Genomic DNA, 17,094 nt, shown 5'->3' with positions numbered 1-17,094 from the left:
ATGACATGGCTGCGAAGAAGATTCTGATGCTGGTTGGCGACTACGTTGAAGATTACGAAGTGATGGTGCCGTTCCAGGCCCTGCAGATGGTTGGCCATACCGTGCACGCGGTGTGTCCGGGCAAAAACGCCGGGCAGACGGTGCGCACGGCGATCCACGATTTCGAAGGCGACCAGACCTACAGTGAAAAGCCCGGGCATAATTTTGCCCTGAACTTTGATTTTGCCAAAGTTCAGGCTGACGACTACGACGCGCTGCTGATTCCAGGAGGCCGGGCACCGGAGTATCTGCGTTTGAACGAGCAGGTGCTGGCGCTGGTCAAAGCGATCGATCAGGCCGGCAAACCCATTGCCGCGGTGTGTCATGGCGCACAACTGCTGGCGGCGGCTGGCGTATTGGAAGGCCGCGAGTGCAGCGCTTATCCGGCTTGCGCGCCGGAAGTACGCCTGGCCGGTGGCCAGTATGTCGAGATCGCCGTCGACCAGGCTCACGTGCAGGGTAATCTGGCTTCGGCTCCGGCGTGGCCGGCGCACCCTGCATGGCTGGCGGCGTTCCTGCAGTTGCTGGGCACTCGCATTACCCTGTGAACAAAGGTGCTGGCTTGCCAGCGATGAGGCCGGTACAGGCAATAAAAAAGCGGCAGGGGAGTAATCCCCCCTGCCGCTTTTTCATATCAGCAAACCCCGAGGCTTACTTCACTTCCACCGCCAGGCTTTCAGCGATCTTGTGCTGCCAGATCGCAGGGCCGGTGATGTGTACCGACTCGCCGTTGCTGTCGACCGCGACGGTGACCGGCATGTCCTTGACCTCGAACTCGTAGATCGCTTCCATGCCCAGTTCGGCAAAGGCCAGGACCTTGGACTTCTTGATCGCCTGGGCCACCAGGTAGGCAGCGCCGCCGACGGCCATCAGGTACACGGCCTTGTTGTCCTTGATCGCTTCGATGGCGGTCGGGCCGCGCTCGGATTTGCCGATCATGCCCAACAGGCCGGTCTGCTCGAGGATCTGACGGGTGAACTTGTCCATCCGCGTCGCGGTGGTCGGGCCGGCCGGGCCAACCACTTCGTCACCGACCGGATCAACCGGGCCAACGTAGTAGATGAAGCGACCCTTGAGGTCGACTGGCAGTTCTTCGCCCTTGTTGAGCATCTCGACCATGCGCTTGTGCGCAGCGTCGCGGCCGGTGAGCATCTTGCCGTTGAGCAGGATGGTCTCGCCCGGCTTCCAGCTCTGCACGTCTTCCGGGGTCAGGGTGTCGAGGTTGACACGGCGGGCCGATGGGCCGGCTTCCCAGACGATTTCCGGGTAGGCGTCCAGCGATGGCGCTTCCAGGTCAGCCGGGCCGGAACCGTCGAGCACGAAGTGGGCGTGACGGGTGGCGGCGCAGTTGGGGATCATGCACACCGGCAAGGAGGCGGCGTGGGTCGGGTAGTCCATGATCTTGACGTCGAGCACGGTGGTCAGGCCGCCCAGGCCCTGGGCGCCGATGCCCAGCTGGTTGACCTTGTCGAACAGCTCCAGGCGGATCTCTTCGATGCGGTTCTGCGGGCCACGGGCCTTGAGCTCGTGGATGTCGATGGATTCCATCAACACTTCCTTGGCCATTACCGCGGCTTTCTCGGCGGTACCGCCGATGCCGATGCCGAGCATGCCCGGAGGGCACCAGCCAGCACCCATGGTCGGAACGGTCTTGAGTACCCAGTCGACGATCGAGTCGGACGGGTTGAGCATGGCCATTTTCGACTTGTTCTCGGAGCCGCCGCCCTTGGCCGCCACGTCCACTTCCACGGTATTGCCCGGGACGATGGAGTAGTGGATGACCGCAGGGGTGTTGTCCTTGGTGTTTTTACGGCTACCCGCCGGGTCGGCCAGGATGGATGCACGCAGGACGTTTTCCGGCAGGTTGTAGGCGCGGCGCACGCCTTCGTTGATCATGTCGTCCAGGCTCATGGTCGCGCCGTCCCAGCGCACGTCCATACCGACGCGCACGAACACGGTGACGATACCGGTGTCCTGGCAGATCGGCCGGTGGCCGGTGGCGCACATGCGCGAGTTGATCAGGATCTGGGCGATGGAATCGCGCGCAGCTGGCGACTCTTCACGCAGATAGGCCTCATGCATGGCCTGGATGAAATCAACGGGGTGGTAGTACGAAATGAACTGCAGGGCGTCGGCAACGCTCTGAATCAGGTCGTCTTGCTTGATCACGGTCATGCAGCGCGCTCCTCTTAAAGACGGGAACATTCATTAAGGTATTCCGACGCGGACTGGCCGAGGTGTCGAAACGACCTTCAACAGGCGCCAACGCAAGGCTGTCGGCGCAAAAAAGGCGCGGCAGTATAGCGCGCATCCGCCGCCGGTACACGTACCAAAGGTCCCCACCAAGGTCGGCAGTGGCCGGGCACTGTTCTTGCCTGAGCGCTGACCAGGGTCGATTTGTGCAACCATGGCAATTATTCTTCGCACACCCTAAAGTGGCGGTTGGCCATGCCCCATTCCTCTGCCTTGGCCAGAGCACGGTGAGTCACCAGTGACCGAAACAGCGCTGCAGAAGCTTCTCCTCAATCGCTTTCTCATGGCGGCTGGCACCTATCTGCTGGTGCTGGCGCTACTCTGGGTGGCACTCTTGAGCGGCCATCTGCAAGCCTCCCTGACGGTTTTGCTGCTGGGCAGCGGCCTGTTGCTCGTGTGCCAGTCGCTGCTCGGTTGGGTGTTCGCCAGCGGTCGCAACCTGCGCTTTAACGACCCGAGCCTGACCGAGTTCCAGGTGCTGCTGGCGATCGCCTGGCAGACCTGGCTGTTGGCTCAGCTTGACCAGGGGCGCGGCACTTTCCTGATGTTCTACCCCTTGATCCTGATGTTCGGCCTGTTTCACCTGAGCGGGCGGGTGTTTGTGCGCTGCGCGCTACTGGTGTTGTGCAGCTTCCTCGGCTTGATCGCCTGGGAGGCCTGGCAAGCGCCGCATTTCGACGGGTCGCTGTTGGCATTGCAGGCCAGTGCCTTGTTGGTGGTGCTGTGCTGGTTGTGCCTGTATGCCCGTTATGTTCAGGCCGCGCGTCAGCGCATGCGCCAGCGGCGCTATGCCCTGCAGGCCCATCAGGACACCTTGCGCGGCATGATGCGCCAGCTCGAAGACCTGGTGGCCACCGATGAACTGACCGGCTTGTTCAATCGTCGGCACTTTCTGGGCCTGGCCACCCGCGAGTTGGAGCGCATGGGCGCTGACAGTTGCCATGGCCTGGCACTGATCGACCTCGATCACTTCAAACGCATCAATGATGTGTATGGCCACGCCGCCGGCGATCAGGTATTGCAAGCCTTCGCCTCGATCGCCAGCGACTGCCTGGGCGACACCGCGGTACTGGCCCGTTACGGTGGCGAAGAGTTCGTGTTGCTGCTGCCTGACTGCACCGACGCGCAACTGGCCACCTGTTGCGAGCGGCTGCGCAGGGCGTTTGCCCTGGCCCAGCCGCCAGCGGTTGGATTGCGGGTCGAGCCTTTGAGCCTGTCGGCGGGGTTGACCCTGTTGTGCGCAGGCGACGATCTCGATGACGCTCTGCAGCGTGCAGATCAGGCCTTGTACCGGGCCAAGCGCAGCGGGCGCAACCGCTGCCTGGCCGCCTGGGAGGCCGTCGATGCCTGAGTTGCGGGTGGGTGAGCGAAAGTGGACGGCGGCACCGGGCAGCAACCTGCTCGATGCCTTGAATGATGCCGGGCTGGCGGTGCCTTACAGTTGCCGTGCCGGCAGCTGTCACGCCTGCCTGGTGCGCTGCCTGCAAGGCCAGCCGGGGGATGCCCGGCCCGAGGCCCTGGCGGCGGACAAACGCCAGCTGGGCTGGCGCCTGTCGTGCCAGTGCAGCGTTGAGGAAGACTTGCAGGTGGCCTTGTTCGACCCGCTCCAGGATGGGGTGCCGGCCCAGGTCAGCGGCCTCGACTGGCTGAGCCCGACGGTGCTGCGCTTGCGTCTTGAGCCACACAGACCGTTGCGCTATCAGGCCGGCCAGCACCTGGTGTTGTGGAGCCCGAGTGGGGTCGCCCGGCCCTATTCTTTGGCCAGCGTGCCGGGGGAGGAGGGCATTCTGGAATTTCATCTCGATTGCCGGCAACCCGGTGCGTTCTGTGATGCCGCGCGGCAACTGAGTATCGGTGCAACGCTGCGCCTGGGCGAGCTGCGCGGCGGAGCCTTGCATTACGACCCGGACTGGCAGGAACGCCCGCTGTGGCTGCTGGCCGCCGGCACCGGCCTGGCGCCGCTGTGGGGGATTCTGCGCGAGGCCTTGCGCCAGGAGCATCACGGGCCGATTCGCTTGCTGCATCTGGCCCACGACGAGCAGGAGCATTATCTGGCGCAGGCACTGACGGCACTGGCCAGTCGGCATCCGCAGTTGCAGGTCGAGCTGCTGACCCCGGCCCAGTTGCCCCAGGCCCTGGCGGCGTTACGCCTGCAGTCGCGCCAGACCATGGCCCTGGCGTGTGGCTCGGCGGCCAGTGTCGAGCAGTTTTCCCGGCGCATGTTCCTCGCCGGCCTGCCGCGCAACCAGCTGTTCGCCGACATTTTCATCGGTCACGCCTGATTCCGGCCAGGCAAAAAAAAGCCCCGCAGCACAGGCTGCGGGGCTTTGTTCAGCAGTGTCCGAGCATCAGACCAGCGAATCACCGACGTGCAGGATCTTCATGCCGTTGGTGCCACCGATGGTGTGGTAGCTGTCGCCTTTGGTCAGGATCGCCCAGTCACCTGGCTCGACCGCGCCGCGCTGCAGCAGCTCGTCGACTGCCGCCTGGCTGACTTTCTCGGCCGGCAGGGCTGCCGGGTCGAACGCTACCGGGTACACACCACGGAACATCGCGGCGCGGGCCAGGGTGGCGCGGTGCGGCGAGAAGGCGTAGATCGGCACCGAAGAACGCAGGCGCGACATGATCAGCGGGGTGTAGCCACTTTCGGTGAGGGCGATGATCGCCTTGACGCCAGGGAAGTGGTTGGCAGTGTACATGGCCGCCAGGGCGATGCTTTCGTCGCAGCGCTCGAAGCGGGTGTGCAGACGGTGGCTGGACTTCTGGCTGGTCGGGTGCTTTTCAGCGCCCAGGCAGATGCGCGCCATGGCCTGTACGGCTTCGATCGGGTAGGCGCCGGCGGCACTTTCGGCCGACAGCATCACCGCGTCGGTGTTGTCCAGCACGGCGTTGGCCACGTCGGAGACTTCGGCACGGGTTGGCATCGGGTTCTGGATCATCGACTCCATCATCTGGGTCGCAACGATCACCGCCTTGTTGTTGCGGCGGGCGTGCTGGATGATCTTCTTCTGGATCGCGATCAGCTCGGCATCGCCGATTTCCACGCCCAGGTCGCCACGGGCAACCATGACCGCGTCACTGGCGGTGATCAGGCCGTCGAGGGTCTCGTCATCGGCGACCGCTTCGGCGCGCTCGATCTTGGCCACCAGCCAGGCGCTGCCGCCGGCTTCGTCGCGCAGGCGACGGGCGTATTCCATGTCGGAGGCATCGCGCGGGAAGGAAACGGCCAGGTAGTCCAGGTCCATTTCGGCTGCCAGCTTGATGTCGGCCTTGTCTTTTTCGGTCAGGGCCGGAGCAGTCAGGCCGCCGCCGCGACGGTTGATGCCTTTGTGGTCGGACAGCGGGCCGCCGATCAGTACTTCGCAGTGCAGGGCATCGGCAGTGGCGCTGGTTACGCGCATGACCACGCGGCCGTCGTCGAGCAGCAGTTCGTCACCGACGCCGCAGTCCTTGACCAGGTCCGGATAGTCGATGCCGACGATTTCCTGGGTGCCTTCGGTCAGCGGGTGGGCGGTGGAGAAGGTGAAGCGGTCACCGACCTTGAGCTCGATACGCTTGTTGCTGAACTTGGCGATACGGATCTTCGGCCCTTGCAGGTCGCCGAGCAGCGCCACGTGGCGGCCCAGGCGGGCGGCGATTTCGCGGATCAGGCGCGCGCGAGCCTTGTGCTCGTCAGGCGTGCCGTGGGAGAAGTTCAGGCGAGCGACATCCAGGCCGGCAAGGATCAGTTGCTCGATCACTTCCGGCGAGTTGCTGGCGGGGCCAAGGGTGGCGACGATTTTGGTACGGCGGATGGTCATGCACAGACTCCTATAGTGAAGCGCAGCGAAAGGCTACTCCGGAAAATTGCTGTAGTCATTGTTCCTTTGCACTACCTGCCGGTTAGCGGGGGTGGCGTTTGAACGGGGAGTGCTAACCCCGAGAGCGGCGCCAATCCTGTGGGAGCTGGCTTGCCAGCGATCGGCCAGCACGGTCTACAGATTTTCCAGCCAAAGCCGATACACTGCTCAGTACAGGAGATCCCCATGCGAGCCTTGATCGTTTTAGCCTTGGCGACCAGCGTCGTCGGCTGCACCCGCTGGTCGATGGACCATCATTTGAACAACGCCTACCGCGCCTATGACCGCGGCAACTGCGAGCAGGCGATGCTGGAGCTGTCCCAGGTCGAGCGCACCAGCCGTGCCCGACCGTTCATCCAGCCGGAAGTGTCGCTGCTGCGTGGCCAGTGCCTGGAGCGGCAGAAGTTGTTCGTCGATGCGGCGCAGACCTACCAGTTCATTCTCCAGCGCTACCCGCAGAGCGAATACGCCTTCCGTGCCCGCGCGCGGCTGCAGACCCTCGAGCAACTGGGCCACTACCGCACTGGCGAAGCCGCGATTGCCCGACCGGCAACGACCACGCCTTGGCGTTAATACTAAAGTCAGCAAGTCTGATTGTGACGTGCGGGTCAGGGTGCGCTAATCTTGTTGCTGAGATGAATGAAAAACAGCAGCTCTAGCGCGGCCCTGCTAAAAGGGTCTTCGACAGCGATCCCGACCATGTTTGACGAGCGCCGCATCGAGCGTCACCAGCTCCCTTATTTTCTCAAAGTCTTCAACCGCTTCACCGACCAGCCCATCGGCTACCTGGGCAATGTGTCGGAAGACGGCCTGATGCTGATCAGCCAGTTGCCGATGCTGGTCGGCCCGGATTTCGAGTTGCAACTCAAAGTTCCGGGCCGCGATGGCGCCGTGCACCCGATCAACCTCACCGCCAGTTGCCTGTGGAGCCATGAAGACCAGACGCCCGGGCATTACGACTCGGGCTTCATGCTGTTGCAGGCACCACGTGACTACGAGCTGTTGGTGCGCGCCCTGCGCAACTATTTCAGCTTCCATCCATTGAACGCCTCGGCCTGACACTGGCCCTGGCGGGCTGCTGGCCCTAGACTCTGGTCGATCTTCTGTTCAGGACGACCCCGTGAGCTCCAGCATTTTCTGGCACGACTACGAAACCACCGGCATCAACCCGCGCAACGACCGGCCCTTGCAGGTTGCCGGGGTGCGCACCGACCTCGAGCTCAATGAGATCGAGGCGCCGATCAACTTCTATTGCCAGCCCAGCGACGACATCCTGCCGCACCCCAAGGCTTGCCTGGTCACCGGCATCACCCCGCAGCAACTGGCCAGCCAGGGCTTGAGCGAAGCCGAGTTCATGACCCGGGTACATGCCGAACTGGCACGTCCGGGCACCTGTGGCGCCGGCTACAACAGCCTGCGCTTCGATGATGAAGTCACTCGTTACAGCCTGTATCGCAACTTCTTTGATCCTTACGCCCGCGAGTGGCAGGGCGGCAACAGCCGCTGGGACCTGATCGACATCGTCCGCGCCGCCTATGCTCTGCGCCCGGACGGGATTGAATGGCCGCAACAGGACGGGCGCACCAGTTTGCGCCTGGAGTTGCTCACCGCCGCCAACGGCATCGACCATGGTCAGGCACACGAAGCGTTGTCGGACGTGCGCGCGACAATTGCACTTGCGCGATTGATCCGACAGAAACAACCCAAGCTCTATGACTGGTTGTTTCAACTGCGCAGCAAGCAGAAAGTCCTCGACCAGATTCGATTGTTACAGCCGCTGGTGCATATTTCCGGTCGTTTTTCGGCGGCACGTAATTATCTGGGGGTGGTATTACCCCTGGCCTGGCATCCGCGTAATCGCAATGCCTTGATCGTCTGTGACCTGCATCTGGATGCGCAGCCCTTGATCGATGAGGATGCTGATTCACTGCGTCAGCGTTTATACACACGTCGCGAGGAAATGCCTGACGGACAATTGCCGGTACCGCTGAAATTAATCCACATCAATCGCTGCCCGGTAGTCGCCCCCTTAAGTGTATTGCGTGGGGAAGATCAGCAGCGGCTGGAACTGGATATGTCTGTTTATCAGGCGCGCGCTGCCAGCCTGATTGCCACGGCAGGGCAATGGCAAGACAAATTGCCAGTAATCTACAGCGCCGAGGAGTTTGCCCCCAGCGAAGATCCGGAACAGCAGTTGTATGATGGCTTTCTTGGCGACCGTGATCGTCGGTTATGCGAGCAAGTGCGCAGTGTCGATCCACAGCAGTTGGGGCAGGGCCAGTGGATGTTTGATGATGAACGTTTACCGGAACTGTTGTTTCGCTATCGTGCGCGTAATTTCAACGAAACCTTGAATGCCGAGGAGCGCCAGCGCTGGCAGACCTTTTGCCAGCAACGCCTGAGTGATCCGTTGATGGGGGCACCCAATACCCTCGGTGATTTCGAGCGGGCCTTGCAGGACTGTTGGGCAGAGGCCGATGCCCAGCAGCAGGCGCTGCTTGGTCAGTGGCGCAGCCATGTGCAGGCATTGAAGTTGCAATTGGGAATGTAAGCAATCGTTGAAAATAAAAAACGCCAGCTAAGCTGGCGTTTTTTTAGCGAGTAACACAAGGTTACCAGCGGGCCAATTAACCCAGCAGGGTTGCCCAGCCTTCAACCACATCGCCACCCCATTTGGCTTTCCATTCTTTCAGGGTTTTGTGGTTGCCGCCTTTGGTTTCGATGACTTCGCCGTTGTGCGGGTTTTTGTATTGCTTGACCTTGCGCGCACGCTTGGTGCCGGTGGTTTTTACTGCGCCGCGTGGGGCTTTGCTCAGTTTGGCTTCTGGATCCAGCAGCGCAATGATGTCACGCAGGGACTTCGAATATTCGCCCATCAGTGCGCGCAGTTTGCCTTCGAACTCAAGCTCGGCTTTCAGCTTGTCGTCTTGCGACAGGTTCTGCAAACGCGCCTGCAGTTCTTTGATGGCTTCTTCGGTGGCGCGATATTCGTTGATCAGGGACATGAGGCGTTCCTTGGAAATGAAGGTTTTCTGAGAGACAGTGCGGCAATAATAATCAGACGTCCTCGCCAAGTAAACATTAAAACAGGCTATTAGCTCAATGAGTTGTTAATCACGGCGATAGACTAGGTTAAGAAAAATTTACAAACTAATACGCTGCTTCAAAAGTTAACTTAAATCTGTGCCCGGTGCTGCGCCGGCGCCGGCCGCCTGCAGCGACGGCGGGTCAGTCGGCGGGCCGCCAGCAATGAGTACTGCAGTTTTGCCGGGCACTCGCTAGAATGTGCGCCTTTGCGAAAGTTTCTGGAGTCCACTTCATGCGCACCTACCGGCTGGTGATTGCCTGCCCCGACCGCGTTGGCATTGTCGCCAAAGTCAGTAATTTCCTGGCGTCCTACAACGGCTGGATCAACGAAGCCAACCATCACTCCGATGAGCAGAGCGGCTGGTTCTTCATGCGTCACGAAATCCGCGCCGAGACCCTGCCGTTTGGCATCGAGGCGTTCCGCGAAGCCTTCGCACCGATCGCCGAAGAGTTCTCGATGGTCTGGCGTATCACCGATACCGACCAGAAGAAGCGTGTGGTGCTGATGGCCAGCCGTGAGTCCCATTGCCTGGCCGACCTGCTGCACCGCTGGCACGCCAAAGAGCTCGACTGCGACATTCCCTGCGTGATCTCCAACCATGACGACCTGCGCAGCATGGTCGAGTGGCACGGCATCCCGTTCTTCCATGTCCCGGTCGACCCGCAGGACAAACAACCGGCTTTTGCCGAGGTCTCGCGCCTGGTCAAGGCGCACGGTGCCGATGTCGTGGTGCTGGCGCGCTACATGCAGATCCTGCCGCCACAGCTGTGCCAGGAGTACGCTCAGCAGGTGATCAACATCCACCACAGCTTCCTGCCATCGTTTGTCGGCGCCAAGCCGTACCACCAGGCTTCGCTGCGTGGGGTCAAGCTGATCGGCGCTACCTGCCACTACGTCACCGAAGAACTCGATGCCGGCCCGATCATCGAGCAGGACGTGGTCCGTGTCAGCCATAGCGACAGCATCGAAGACATGGTCCGCTTCGGCCGTGATGTCGAGAAAATGGTCCTGGCCCGTGGCCTGCGCTACCACCTGGAAGACCGCGTGCTGGTGCACGGCAACAAGACCGTGGTGTTCAACTAAGCGTCAGTGCAGGAGGTTGCTCCATGGCCGATCCCCTCGACAAGGCAACCTCCAAGGCCCCGCCAACCCTCGGCGAGGGCTGCCTGAGCCGCTACGACCCGGATGCGCTGGACAGCGACGATGGCACCGATTTTCCGGGTGCCGCCGAGCTCTGGGAGCAGCTCAAGCCGGCTAGCGACGACCCCGCGCCTGGCTGAGCCGCAAGCGCTCCAGCAGCGGCCGGCCCAACAGGCAGAGAAACACCGGGCCACCGGCGAGCAGATAGAAGTAATAGGTCACCAACCGCCAGATCAGGATTGCCGCCGCCGCCGTGGAGGTCCCCACCAACGGTGAAAGCAACGCGGCCGAGGTCATCTCGGCGGCCCCCGCGCCCCCCGGCAGCAGGCTGAACTGCCCCGCGCTGAGCGACAGCATCTGCACCATAAAGCTCGGTATCCACTGCAAGTCGACGCCCAGCCCGCGCAGCGCCAGGTACAGCACGCTGTAACGTAATCCCCAATGCACGCAAGTCAGGGCAAACACCAGCGCCAGGGTGCGTTTGGGTAGGCGCCAGGTGTCGCCGAAGGCACGAAAGAAGTGCAGCAGCTTGCGCGTCCAGCGCCGGCGTCTCTGGGCGGGCACCTTGAGCCTGCGCAGCAGCCGGCCATTGAGGCGCAGCAGCGTGCGGCGGTAGCACATCAGCCCGAGCAAAGCGCCGCAGGCTGTGAACATCAACAGCGCACTGGCGAGCAACATGCCTTCCAGGCTGCGGTTGAGGCTGTGGAACAGCGCGTAGCCGGCGATCCCCAGCATGGCGCAGAAAAAGAACAGCAAGTCGTTGAGCTGGTCGGCGGCGAACGCCGCGCTGCTGCGCGCAGGGCCAATGCGCTCGCGGGCCAGCAAGGCCATCAGGGCCAGCGGCCCGCCGCTGCCGCCAGGCGTGGTGCAAATGGCAAATTCAGTGGCCATGATCACCCCCAGGCTGCGCAAGCGCCCCAGCGCCGCGCCCTGGCTGCCGAGCAGCAAACGCAGGCGGATGGCATTGATGATCCAGCACAGCACGATCATCGCGAACAGGCCAAGCAGCAACGGTGGCGCGAAGCCACGCAGACGCGGCACCAGTTCGCTGCCGCCCAGCAAGGTCGGCACCAGCACTGCCATGATCAGCGCCAGGAGCAGCCAGAGCAGGCGGTTCACCGGCCGTGCCTGCTGGCCAGCCAGGCGGACTTGGTCATCGGCTCGCGGCCCTGGCGCAGCAGGCGTTTCAAGGTCTGTAGCCAGTAACGGCGGGACAAGCCATGGCGCATGTCCACCGGGTGCAGGCCCAGGCGTATGACCGGGGCATTGCCCAGGCGCGCTTCACGTACATCGCAGAGCACTTTCGACAGGCCGCGCCGCCAGCTGCTGCGGGCACTCCAGACCAGACCAGGCGCCGGGAGCGGGGTGAAGTCGGGTAGTCGGTAGAGGTGCTGTGGATCGCTGGTGTAACTCAATGGCAGGCTGCACAGTGCCTGACGGGTGCCGTCGCTCATCAGCCAGGCCGGGGCGACGAAACCTGACAGCGGCCAGGCAAAACGCTGGAACAGCGCGATGCCGGCTTCCAGGCGCTCGCGGGCCTGGGCCTGGTCAAGGCTGTAGAACTCACCTTCCCGGGTGTAGATCCGGCGCATGAAGTAGTCCCGTGGCGAACGCGGCGGCGGGCTGTCATCAAGGTGAAAATAGCCATGCAGTGCCATCTCGTCGCCACGCTGCAGGCGCCGTTCGAGCATCAGGCGAAAGCCGGGCGCCTGCTCCAGGGCGTTGCGCTTGTGAAAGTCCGGCACCACCAGCCAGGTCATGGGGATATCGCCCAGGGCATCCACCGCTTCGACGAAGGGCTGGTAGTCAGGCCAGGTTTGCGGCGCAACATCATGCAGCACCAGCAGCAGGCTTGGTCGATCGGTGTGCTCAGGCATGGATGCGCACCGGCATCAGGTGGCCCAGCACTGCCCGGTAATGCTCCAGCAAGCCATTGACCACAGTGTCCCAAGCGTAATATTGCTCGACATGGGCACGCGCCTGCAGGCCCATCTGCCGGGCACCGGCTTCGAACACCTCCCTGACCGTGCGGGCCATGGCCTGGCCATCGTTGGGTGTACACAGGCGGCCGCACTGGTCGTTGACGATTTCGCTGAAGGCCCCGGCGGCCACGGCTATGACCGGGATGGCGCTGGCCATGGCTTCGAGGATCACCAGGCCGAAGGTTTCCTGGTCGCCGGCGTGCAGCAAGGCATCGGCGCTGGCCAGCAGGCGGGCGACTTCGCTGGCCGGGCAGAAGTGATCGATGACACTGACATTGGCCGGCACATGGGTCGGCATATGCGAACCGACCAGCAGCAGATGATAGTGCTTGCCCAGGCGTTTCATGCAGTCGAGCAGCACCGGCAGGTTCTTCTCCCGCGAGCCGCGGCCGGCGAATACCAGCAGCCGCGTGGAATCGGCGATACCCAGTTGCTGGCGCAACGACAGGTCGCGGTTCTGCGGGTTGAAGGTCGCCAGGTCGACGCCCAGGCGCTGCACATGAACATTATCGATACCCAGGCCGCGCAGCTTGTTGGCCATCACCTGGCTCGGCGCCAGGACCCGGTCGAAGTTGCCGTAGAGCTTGCTGACATAGGCCTCGACATTTGGCGTGAACCAGTTGCCCATGCGGTTGCTGACCAGCAGCGGCAGGTCGGAGTGGTAGAAGCCGATCACCGGCACATCGAGCTGGCGGCGGGCATCCAGCGCCGCCCAGGCGGTCAGGTAAGGGTCGCCGACTTCGATCAGATTGGGCTGAAGATCCTGCAGGATATTGCGCCAGGGCGCCAGGCGCAGAGGAAAGCGGTAGCCGTTGCCAAACGGCAGGGCCGGTGCCGGCACCTTGTAGATGCCGTTGTCGTGACTGGCACTGGCGCCGGGGATCAACAGGCTGTGACGGACGCCGGGGGTAAGGCCCAGACGGCGGTGTTTGGCATCAAGATAGGTTCGTACGCCGCCGCTGGCAGGGGCGTAGAACATGGTGATGTCCGCGATGTGCACGATCAGCATCCCTCCGAGATCGTCTCCAAAGTGTGTCGCCAGGCAGCTTTTCGCCGCTGGAGACGCGCCCTAAGGTTGACCTCTATGAAGGATAGTTTGTTCGACTGGGTTCAGCAGCGGTCAGCTACAAGCTGCAAGCGGCAAGAAAAAGCAGAGCGCACATGGCACCGCTTCTTCTTGCCGCTTCAAGCTTGCCGCTCAAGTTCAGATACGGAAGCTGCCCACCAGTTGTTTCAGGCGGCTGGCCTGCTGCTCCAGGTCGGCGCAGGCGCGCAGGGTCGACTGCAGGTTCTCGACCCCTTCCTGGTTGAGCATGTTGATTTCATTGATGTCCATGTTGATCGAATCGACCACGGCCGTCTGTTCCTCGGTAGCGGTGGCCACCGACTGGTTCATGCCGTCGATCTCGCCGATGCGCAGGGTCACGCTGCCCAGGCGCTCGCCGGCCTGGTTGGCGATCTCGACGCTGTCCTGGCTGTGGCGCTGGCTCTGGCCCATGGTGTCGACCGACTCGCGGGCACCGACCTGCAGCTCCTCGATCATGTTCTGCACCTGTTGCGCCGATTCCTGGGTGCGGTGCGCCAGGTTGCGTACTTCATCGGCGACCACGGCAAACCCGCGCCCGGCTTCACCGGCCCGTGCCGCCTCGATAGCCGCGTTGAGCGCCAGCAGGTTGGTCTGTTGCGAGATGCTGGTGATCACTTCGAGGATCTGACCGATGTTCACGGTCTTGCTGTTGAGCGTCTCGATGTGGGCGCTGGAGGTGCAGATCAGGTCCGACAGGCGGTTCATCGCCTGGATGCTGCGATCGACCACTTGCTGGCCTTCTTCGGCCAGGTGGCGTGCCGAGCTTGCCTGTTGCGAGGCTTGCGCGGCGTTGTGGGCGATTTCCTGGGCGGCGGCACCCAACTGGTTGATCGCCGCAGCGACGCTGTTGGTGCGGTTGGACTGCTCGTCGGAGTTGACCATCGATGAGTTGGAGGCGCTGACCACCCGCAAGGCTACTTCGTTGACCTGTTCGGTGGCCGAGGACACTTCGCGGATCGAGCCATGAATACGCTCGACGAAGCGGTTGAAGGCGGTACCGAGGATGCCGAATTCGTCGTGGTTGTGAATGGCCAGGCGTTTGGTCAGGTCGCCTTCACCTTCGGCGATGTCTTCCATGGCGCGGGTCATGGTGTGCAGCGGTTGCATCAGCACACGGATCAACAGGCCGAGCAGGGCAATGATGATGACTACCGCCACCAGGGTTGCAATCACCGCAGAGGTGCGGAACTCGCTCAGCATCGAGTAGGCCTCGTCCTTGTCTACCGACAGGCCGATGTACCAGTTGGCCGAAGGCAGGCCCTTGACCGGGGCGAAGCTGAGGATCCGGGTCTTGCCATCGAGCTGGACTTCGCTCGGTTCCTTGCTGATGCGCGGGGTGTTCTGCGGGAACAGGTCCGACAGCGACTTCATCACCAGGTTCTTGTCCGGGTGCACAAGGATCTTGCCCTGATCGTTGATCAGGAACGCATAGCCCATGCCGCCGAAGTTCAGCGAGTTGATGATTTCGGTCAGGCCGTCCAGGGCCAGGTCGCCACCGACCACGCCGACATTGCGCGCAGCGGTCGCCACCACCGAGATGACCATCTTGCCGGTGCTGACATCAATATAAGGTTCGGTCAGGATCGGCCCGTTGGCCGCCATGCCGTCCTTGTACCAGGGGCGCACGCGAGGGTCGTAGCCATCCGGCATCTTGGTTTGCGGGCGAATGGTGAACCCGCCGTTGACGTCACCCAGGTAAATTGTCAGGAAACTTGAGACCAATGCCTGTTGGCCGAGCAGGGTGCCGATCTTGTCAGCCTCGGGAAACGCGGCAATGTTTTGTGCAACGTTTTGTACCAGCAGAATACGACCGTCAAACAGGTTCTTGATATTGGTCGAAGTGGTTTCGCCCATTTCCTCAAGATAGTTTTCCAGATCCTCGCGAATGGCATTACGCTGCAAGAAATCGTTGTACAAGGTAAACAGGGTAAAGGCGATCATGACGATCAGTGAGGCGGCCAATAGGATCTTGTGGCTGAATCGGAGGCTTTTGTTCATAACGTGTCGGTCCGCTAAGGTCTTGTTGTCCGGGTCGTTCGCACAAAGAACAGCGTGAAAGCAGTGCAGGTCCCAATTCCTTGTCGGGCTATTCCTGTCTTCTGGTGGTCTGTCGCCATTTAATATCGGCCGTTTCCAGCCAAAGCTTTAAACAGAGGGTGAAAAAACATGCCTGACTCTTCGCAATTCGTGCTCGGCGCCGACCTTGTCGGACAGCCGGTGGCCCAGGCCATGCGCCTGGCCAACCGCCACGGTCTGGTGGCCGGGGCCACCGGTACCGGCAAGACCGTGACCCTGCAACATATGGCTGAAGCCTTCAGTGACGCGGGCGTAGCGGTGTTTGCCGCCGACGTCAAAGGCGACTTGTGCGGCCTGGGCGCAGTAGGCAACCCGCAAGGCAAGGTGGCCGAGCGCATTGCCGGCATGCCCTGGCTGGGGCACCGGCCTCAGGCGTATCCGGTCAGCTTGTGGGACATTCACGGTCAGTCCGGTCATCCATTGCGTACCACCCTCAGTGAAATGGGCCCGTTGCTCCTGGGCAACCTGCTGGAACTGACCGACAGTCAGCAGGCGGCGCTGTATGCCGCGTTCAAGGTTGCCGACCGCGACGGCCTGTTGCTGCTGGACATCAAGGACCTCAAGGCGCTGCTGGCACATTTGAAGGACAACCCGCAGCTACTCGGTGAAGACAGTGCGCTGATGACCACAGGTTCCAGCCAGGCCCTGTTGCGGCGCCTGGCAACCCTGGAGCAGCAGGGCGCCGAGGCGTTGTTCGGCGAGCCCGCCTTGCAGCTGGAAGACATCCTGCAACCGGATGCCGATGGCCGCGGGCGTATTCACCTGCTCGATGCCAGCCGCCTGGTGCATGAGGCGCCCAAGGTCTATGCGACCTTCCTGCTCTGGCTGCTGGCCGAGCTGTTCGAGCAATTGCCCGAGCGCGGCGATGCCGACAAACCGTTGCTGGCGTTGTTTTTCGATGAAGCGCACCTGCTGTTCAATGGTACGCCCAAGGCCCTGCAGGACCGACTGGAACAGGTGGTGCGGCTGATTCGTTCCAAGGGCGTAGGGGTGTACTTCGTCACCCAGTCGCCGAGCGATCTGCCCGATGATGTCCTGGCGCAGTTGGGCCTGCGGGTCCAGCATGGCCTGCGAGCGTTCACTGCCAAGGAGCAAAAGTCCCTCAAGGCCGTGGCCGATGGCTTCCGTCCTAACCCGCAGTTCGACACCCTGAGTGTGCTGACCGAGCTGGGTATCGGTGAGGCGTTGGTCGGAACCCTGCAGGAAAAGGGCACCCCGGGCATGGTCCAGCGTGTGCTGATCGCGCCGCCGCAGTCGCGTATCGGGCCGCTGAGCGCTGCTGAGCGGGCGGCGCTGATTGCCGCGTCGCCACTGGCCGGGCGCTATGACAAACCGGTGGACCGTGAGTCGGCCTATGAAATGCTCAACGCCCGTAAAGGCGGCGCGGCCGAGCCTGAACAAGCGCCGGCAGCGGCTGAGGAGAGCTTTGCCGACAAGGCCGGTGAGTTCCTCCAGAGCGCGGCGGGGCAGGCGATCAAGTCGGCGGTCCGCCAGGCGGCCAACCAGTTCGGGCGCCAACTGGTGCGTGGCCTGATGGGCTCGTTGCTTGGTAGCAGCAAGCGCCGCTGATTCTGCCAGGTATAAAAAAGG

General features: G+C 62.5%; 15 protein-coding genes and 2 pseudogenes. 9 read left to right on the top strand and 8 right to left on the bottom strand.

From position 1 onward, the window contains the following. The first annotated feature begins 5 nt into the window (after nucleotides 1-5). Entirely contained in the window at nucleotides 6-587 is a 582-nt protein-coding gene (locus KHO53_RS05350; RefSeq protein ID WP_010220853.1) for a DJ-1/PfpI family protein, read from the top strand. 103 nt (nucleotides 588-690) lie between these two features. On the opposite strand, the gene KHO53_RS05345 is transcribed toward KHO53_RS05350, so the two are convergent. Continuing rightward, nucleotides 691-2,214 carry a fumarate hydratase gene (locus tag KHO53_RS05345; RefSeq protein ID WP_010220854.1) on the bottom strand — a complete coding sequence of 508 codons (1,524 nt, stop codon included), beginning with the start codon at nucleotides 2,212-2,214 and terminating at the stop codon, nucleotides 691-693. 316 nt (nucleotides 2,215-2,530) lie between these two features. Here KHO53_RS05345 and KHO53_RS05340 point away from each other — a divergent pair, with 316 nt between their 5' ends. Both KHO53_RS05340 and KHO53_RS05335 read left to right on the top strand, forming a co-directional pair. Beyond that, nucleotides 2,531-3,643, top strand: coding sequence for a GGDEF domain-containing protein (locus tag KHO53_RS05340; protein WP_100782569.1), 1,113 nt, complete (start codon nucleotides 2,531-2,533; stop codon nucleotides 3,641-3,643). Beyond that, nucleotides 3,636-4,574, top strand: a complete 939-nt coding sequence (locus KHO53_RS05335) for an iron-sulfur-binding ferredoxin reductase (RefSeq protein WP_213570071.1) — start codon at nucleotides 3,636-3,638, stop codon at nucleotides 4,572-4,574. Before KHO53_RS05340 ends, KHO53_RS05335 begins: the two co-directional genes overlap by 8 nt. Nucleotides 4,575-4,640: 66 nt before the next feature. Here the strand turns inward: KHO53_RS05335 and pyk are convergent, their stop codons facing one another. After that, nucleotides 4,641-6,092, bottom strand: a complete 1,452-nt coding sequence (gene pyk / locus KHO53_RS05330; protein ID WP_010220857.1) for a pyruvate kinase — start codon at nucleotides 6,090-6,092, stop codon at nucleotides 4,641-4,643. Between the two features lie 225 nt (nucleotides 6,093-6,317). Between pyk and KHO53_RS05325 the strand changes: the two genes are divergently transcribed. The 3 genes from KHO53_RS05325 (at nucleotide 6,318) to sbcB (ending at nucleotide 8,682) form a co-directional block, all read left to right on the top strand. Then, nucleotides 6,318-6,704, top strand: coding sequence for a tetratricopeptide repeat protein (locus KHO53_RS05325; RefSeq protein ID WP_010220859.1), 387 nt, complete (start codon nucleotides 6,318-6,320; stop codon nucleotides 6,702-6,704). Nucleotides 6,705-6,830: 126 nt separating this feature from the next. Further along, a complete protein-coding gene (locus KHO53_RS05320; protein ID WP_010220860.1) occupies nucleotides 6,831-7,190 on the top strand; it encodes a PilZ domain-containing protein in 360 nt (119 codons plus the stop codon). A 61-nt stretch (nucleotides 7,191-7,251) separates the two neighbouring features. Further along, nucleotides 7,252-8,682: an exodeoxyribonuclease I gene (gene sbcB / locus KHO53_RS05315; protein ID WP_036996743.1), complete on the top strand. Its 1,431-nt coding sequence runs from the start codon at nucleotides 7,252-7,254 to the stop codon at nucleotides 8,680-8,682. Nucleotides 8,683-8,758: 76 nt separating this feature from the next. Here the strand turns inward: sbcB and mvaT are convergent, their stop codons facing one another. Then, nucleotides 8,759-9,136 (bottom strand): histone-like nucleoid-structuring protein MvaT, encoded by a 378-nt coding sequence (mvaT, locus tag KHO53_RS05310; RefSeq protein ID WP_213570070.1) that lies wholly within the window; start codon nucleotides 9,134-9,136, stop codon nucleotides 8,759-8,761. A gap of 314 nt (nucleotides 9,137-9,450) precedes the next feature. Here mvaT and purU point away from each other — a divergent pair, with 314 nt between their 5' ends. Together purU and KHO53_RS05300 are read left to right on the top strand one after the other, a co-directional pair. Further along, complete coding sequence (gene purU, locus KHO53_RS05305; protein ID WP_036996741.1) at nucleotides 9,451-10,302, top strand: formyltetrahydrofolate deformylase; 852 nt, start codon at nucleotides 9,451-9,453, stop codon at nucleotides 10,300-10,302. Between the two features lie 23 nt (nucleotides 10,303-10,325). Beyond that, nucleotides 10,326-10,499, top strand: a complete 174-nt coding sequence (locus KHO53_RS05300) for a hypothetical protein (RefSeq protein ID WP_162835467.1) — start codon at nucleotides 10,326-10,328, stop codon at nucleotides 10,497-10,499. On the opposite strand, the gene gpgF is transcribed toward KHO53_RS05300, so the two are convergent. The 5 genes and pseudogenes from gpgF to KHO53_RS25915 all read right to left on the bottom strand — a co-directional run. After that, nucleotides 10,474-11,478 carry a glucosaminyl phosphatidylglycerol flippase gene (gpgF, locus tag KHO53_RS05295; RefSeq protein ID WP_213570069.1) on the bottom strand — a complete coding sequence of 335 codons (1,005 nt, stop codon included), beginning with the start codon at nucleotides 11,476-11,478 and terminating at the stop codon, nucleotides 10,474-10,476. The two genes, KHO53_RS05300 and gpgF, sit on opposite strands and share 26 nt — an antisense overlap. Continuing rightward, a complete protein-coding gene (gpgD, locus tag KHO53_RS05290; protein WP_100782572.1) occupies nucleotides 11,475-12,236 on the bottom strand; it encodes an N-acetylglucosaminyl phosphatidylglycerol deacetylase in 762 nt (253 codons plus the stop codon). Before gpgD ends, gpgF begins: the two co-directional genes overlap by 4 nt. Continuing rightward, nucleotides 12,229-13,350 (bottom strand): N-acetylglucosaminyl phosphatidylglycerol synthase, encoded by a 1,122-nt coding sequence (gene gpgS, locus KHO53_RS05285; RefSeq protein WP_213570068.1) that lies wholly within the window; start codon nucleotides 13,348-13,350, stop codon nucleotides 12,229-12,231. Before gpgS ends, gpgD begins: the two co-directional genes overlap by 8 nt. 195 nt (nucleotides 13,351-13,545) lie before the next feature. After that, nucleotides 13,546-14,142, bottom strand: a pseudogene (locus tag KHO53_RS25920) (methyl-accepting chemotaxis protein); the annotation flags it as partial. A gap of 261 nt (nucleotides 14,143-14,403) precedes the next feature. Further along, nucleotides 14,404-15,282 (bottom strand): annotated as a pseudogene (locus KHO53_RS25915) (HAMP domain-containing protein); the annotation flags it as partial. A gap of 312 nt (nucleotides 15,283-15,594) precedes the next feature. Here KHO53_RS25915 and KHO53_RS05275 point away from each other — a divergent pair. Next, nucleotides 15,595-17,073: a helicase HerA-like domain-containing protein gene (locus tag KHO53_RS05275; RefSeq protein WP_213570067.1), complete on the top strand. Its 1,479-nt coding sequence runs from the start codon at nucleotides 15,595-15,597 to the stop codon at nucleotides 17,071-17,073. The last annotated feature ends 21 nt before the right edge of the window (nucleotides 17,074-17,094 follow it).

The organism is Pseudomonas sp. RC2C2 (assembly GCF_018390435.1).
Taxonomy (GTDB): Bacteria; Pseudomonadota; Gammaproteobacteria; order Pseudomonadales; family Pseudomonadaceae; genus Aquipseudomonas; species Aquipseudomonas donghuensis.
This window is presented reverse-complemented; position numbering and strand designations above follow the sequence as displayed.